Annotated in this window: 2 protein-coding genes; both read left to right on the top strand. The window is 66.5% G+C overall.

The window, feature by feature from the left end; all coding sequences use genetic code 11:
- Nucleotides 1–1,320 precede the first annotated feature (1,320 nt).
- Nucleotides 1,321–3,360 (top strand): ATP-binding protein, encoded by a 2,040-nt coding sequence (locus EQG76_RS26310; RefSeq protein ID WP_159717809.1) that lies wholly within the window; start codon nucleotides 1,321–1,323, stop codon nucleotides 3,358–3,360.
- A 64-nt stretch (nucleotides 3,361–3,424) separates the two neighbouring features.
- On the top strand, nucleotides 3,425–4,217 hold a 793-nt coding region (locus EQG76_RS26315; protein WP_407925573.1), incomplete at its 3' end, for a glycoside hydrolase family 3 N-terminal domain-containing protein.

The raw sequence follows: 4,217 nt of genomic DNA on the forward strand, positions 1-4,217 counted from the left end.
AGCGTCACCGACAGATGCTCCAGCTCCAGTTCCGGTGTGCGCACCCGGCGGCCGCGGAACGGGGTGACGGTGGCGTCGCGAGGCTTATCCGGGCTCACGCGGGAGTAGCCGACGAGCTCACGCATCTTGCGCAGGGAGATAGCCATCTGTTTGCTCCTAATGCTTGCCGACTAGAGCGTTTCAAGTTGCCGAGCGGCTAGCCGCCGGGTGTTGCTCTGATAAATCACCGGGAAAAGTCGTATTCAAATGATTTATTTTCCAGATTTACTTCATTTTTCCGCACAGACTTCAGAAGTAAATCTTCGTGACGACTGAAAGATCTGCGAATGATGTTGTCTATATCACCAGATCCGCACCAGAATTGCCGAGTCCTTCGCCGCAGACTGCTCCAGCCGGGCTTGCAACCGGAGCACACGACCAGGGGGAGCCCAAGACCGGCGAAGTAGTTCTGCGACGCACCGCCTTCATCTGCCTCCAGCCATTTGGCCACCTATCGGGTCACACCATAATTTATTAAATTTCATCCACTTTTTGATTGTAGGACACCGGACGCAATGAAAGACGAATCATTAACTCCAGATGAACGCGGATGTTGCTCTTGGACTAGTCCCAGCACCGTCGCGTTTGGTGGATGAGTAACTGCCAGCATCCATAGAGATCATAGCAATCTCCGGGCGAGTCCTGGACAATCTCAAGTACAAACTTTCACGTTGACCATGACCATCTCGAGCTACTTTCCTCGTCCTGCTCTCTCGCGCCTCTGTTGGCCGGCATCCTGCAGCGGCAGGAGGCAGCAAAACAACTTCTGGGAGAATGTCTTATAACTACAGTCAACGAAAGAGGATTTGCAGGCCGCGCGTCACCTTGCGGACCAGGCGGAACTGGCTCAAAAGGTCGCAGCGTGGCGATTCGCCTGCTGCCGTGATCCCGCCTGCTCCAGCCGCCCACCCGGCGCGAAGGATAGAGCGTGGCCGCGCGGACGAGCCGGCCCTGGCCTCGCCAGTGATACCGCCGGCTGCCAGTCGTCGAGCGCCAGGAAAGGATTCCAGCACAAACCGGAAATCAATGAGAATGTCCGCTATGGGACTACCGGCTTTCTTGCGAGATTTTGAATCGTTCTAATAGCCTTTGATCTGCACAGAAAAATTCATCATCTATACATTGGAAGGCTCTGGATGATTGGCATCTCTTCAAGAAATGCGAGCTTTCAGCGCACCATGCTTGCCTTGCGCACACCCCGGCTGATACTTCCGGCGGTCATCCGGGTCTGCGAAGGCGCCGGGCGATTGAACCGAGAGCTGAACGATCGGCGGTAGCCAGGTGCCTGAACGCCTCGCAAGCACACAGATCCTCTCGACGGCACGAGCGCAGCAGAGTGCCCGCTCCCTCGCCGCCATCGGCGTCCTGGTGCTGCTGGGGGCACTGGCGACGGGGTGGCTGGCCGGGCCGGGCGGCGCGGTGGTGCTGCTGAACCCGGTCAGTGCCGTCCTGCTGGTCGGGCTGCTGTTGTGCAGCCGGGCCGCCCTTCCGGCCATGGCCGCACTGGGCTTGGTCGCGACCCTGGCCGGGCTGCTGCTGGCGGGCCAGCCATTCCGGCCGGCCCTGGAAGCCTCGCTGCTGCATCTGGTGGAGGCCGGATTGGCCACTGCCATCCTCCGGCACGGCAACCGCGCGCGGATCGAGCAGCCGGCGGGGTCCCTGTGGTTCGGGGCCGTGGCCCTCCTGGTGCCCGCCCTCACCACGCTGGCGGCCATCGCCGTGGACCACTTCCAGGGGCAGCCACCCGACCTCCTGGCCGCCGGCGGGGCCTATGCCGCCAGCGCACTGGGCCTGCTCCTGCTGGTGCCGCTGGTGCTGGCCAGAGGGCTGCCTGGATGGCGCCTCGGCCTGGTGTTCCTGGCAGTGCTGCTGCTGACCGCTGCCGCCTCGAGCTGGGCTGCCGCCGTCCCGCCCCTGTTCCCCTATCTGCCGATCCTGGCGCTGCCCTGCCTGATGCTGGCAGCCCTTCACCTGGGCCTGCGCCCCGGCCTCCTCCTGACGTTGGCCGCGGCCGCAGCCATGGGTGCCGTGCTCGTAGCCCGGGAGCTGGGCGGTGCTCCCGTTCCGGCCGGGACCGTGCTGGCCTGGCAGTTCTCCCTGCTGGCGGCCGCCCTGACGGTGCTGGCGGCAGGTGTCGCCCAGGCGGAGCGCGCCCGCCTGCTAGCCGATCTGCGCATCGCGCGGCAGATCGCCGACGAGGCGCGCAGCGCCAAGGTCAACTTCCTATCCGCAATGGGCCACGAGTTCCGCACCCCGATCACCGCGGTGCTGGGCATGGTCGACCTGCTCGGCCAATCGGACCTGCCGCCGGGTGAGAAGACCTACCTGGAGACGATCCGCACTTCCGGCCGCCATCTCCTGGCGATCGTGAACGACCTGCTCGACTTCTCCCGCAGCGAGGCCGGCCGGCTCCAGGTCGACAATGTCGAGTTCTCGCTGCGCGAGGTGCTGGACCAGACCCGCGCCTTCCTGACGCCTCAGGCCAGCGAGCTCGGCCTAGAGTTTCACTTCGACGTCGACGAGCAGCTCCCGGCGGTGGTCCGAGGCGACCCGCGCCGACTGCGCCAGGTCCTGCTCAACCTCACCGGCAACGCCCTGAAGTTCACCAATCGCGGCAGCGTGACGGTGCAGGTGCGGCATGCCGTGGCGGAGGGTGCGGCGCGGCTGCGGGTCGACATCACCGATACCGGCATCGGCATGGCGCCGGAGAAGGTGGCCCGCCTGTTCCGTTCGTTCGACCTGGACGGCACGCCTACCCGGCGCAGCCATGGCGGCATCGGCCTGGGCCTGGCGATCAGCAAGCGGCTGATCGAGGCCATGGGCGGCGAGATCGGCGTCGAGAGCACCCAGGGTGTCGGCAGCCGGTTCTGGTTCGAGGTGACGCTGCCCATCGGCTCGGCGCCCAACCCGGTCCTGCTGAACGCCAGCGACCTCCCGCCGCTCCGCGTGCTGGTGGTCGACGATGGCGCCGTCAACCGCAAGTTGCTCCTGCAGATGCTGAGCCGCTACGGCCATCAGGTGACCTCGGCCCGCAACGGCGTCGAGGCGGTCGAGATGGTGGTGCGCGGCCGCTTCGACGTCGTGCTGATGGACATCCAGATGCCGGTGATGGACGGCATCGAGGCGACGCGGCTGATCCGGGAGCTGCCGGCACCCCGCAATGCCACGCCGATCATCGGGATCACCGCCAGTATCATGCCGGAAGAATACCAGCGCTGCCTGGACGTCGGCATGAACCGCATCCTGGTCAAGCCTCTGGACTGGGAGCAGCTGTTCGCGGTGATGGCTGAGCATGCCAACCTGGATGAGGCCGACGCCTGATCGCCCGGCCGCGGCGGGAGGCCCGCTTCTCCCGCGGCGCGCAGCACTGGGCATGACCGCCACCATGCTCATGCTGCTGACCAGCAGAGCTATGGCCGCCGTTTCGGCGGACGACCGGCTGCGGATCGATCGTCTCATCGCCGCGATGACGATCGAGGAGAAGGCCGGGCAGCTCACCCTGCTGGCCGACCCGTTCCGCTGGCGGCCCACCGGAGTCAATCCCGGCGACACGGAGGGCCTGGACAAGGATCAGGCGCGCATGGCCCGCCTGATCCGGGGCGGCCGGCTGGGTGCGCTGTTCAACGGCGTCGGCGCTGCCGCAGGGCGGAGCCTGCAGCACCTGGCGGTCGAGGAAAGCCGGCTGGGCATCCCGCTCCTGTTCGCCGCCGACATCGTCCACGGCCTGCGCACGATCTTCCCGGTGCCGCTCGCCGAGGCGGCGAGCTGGGATCCGGAACTGGCCCGCCAGACCGCGCGCGCGGCCGCCCGCGAAGCCGCTGCCAGCGGCATCCACCAGACCTTCGCCCCCATGGTCGACATCGGCCGTGACCAGCGCTGGGGCCGGGTGGTCGAGGGTGCCGGCGAGGATGTCCTGCTCGGCCGGCTGTTCGCCGAGGCCCGGGTCCAGGGCTTTCAGGCCGACGATCTGGCGAAGCCCGACGCACTGCTGGCCACGCCCAAGCATTTTGCCGCCTATGGTGCCGCCGAGGCGGGGCTCGATTATGCGGGCGTGGAGATCTCGCTGCCGACCCTGCACGAGGTCTACCTGCCGCCGTTCGAGGCCGCGTTCGCCGCCGGCGCCGGCGCCGTGATGAGCGCCTTCCACGAGCTGAACGGCGTGCCCGCCACCGGCAACC

It is taken from the genome of Geminicoccus flavidas, assembly GCF_009806515.1.
Taxonomy (GTDB): Bacteria; Pseudomonadota; Alphaproteobacteria; order Geminicoccales; family Geminicoccaceae; genus Geminicoccus; species Geminicoccus flavidus.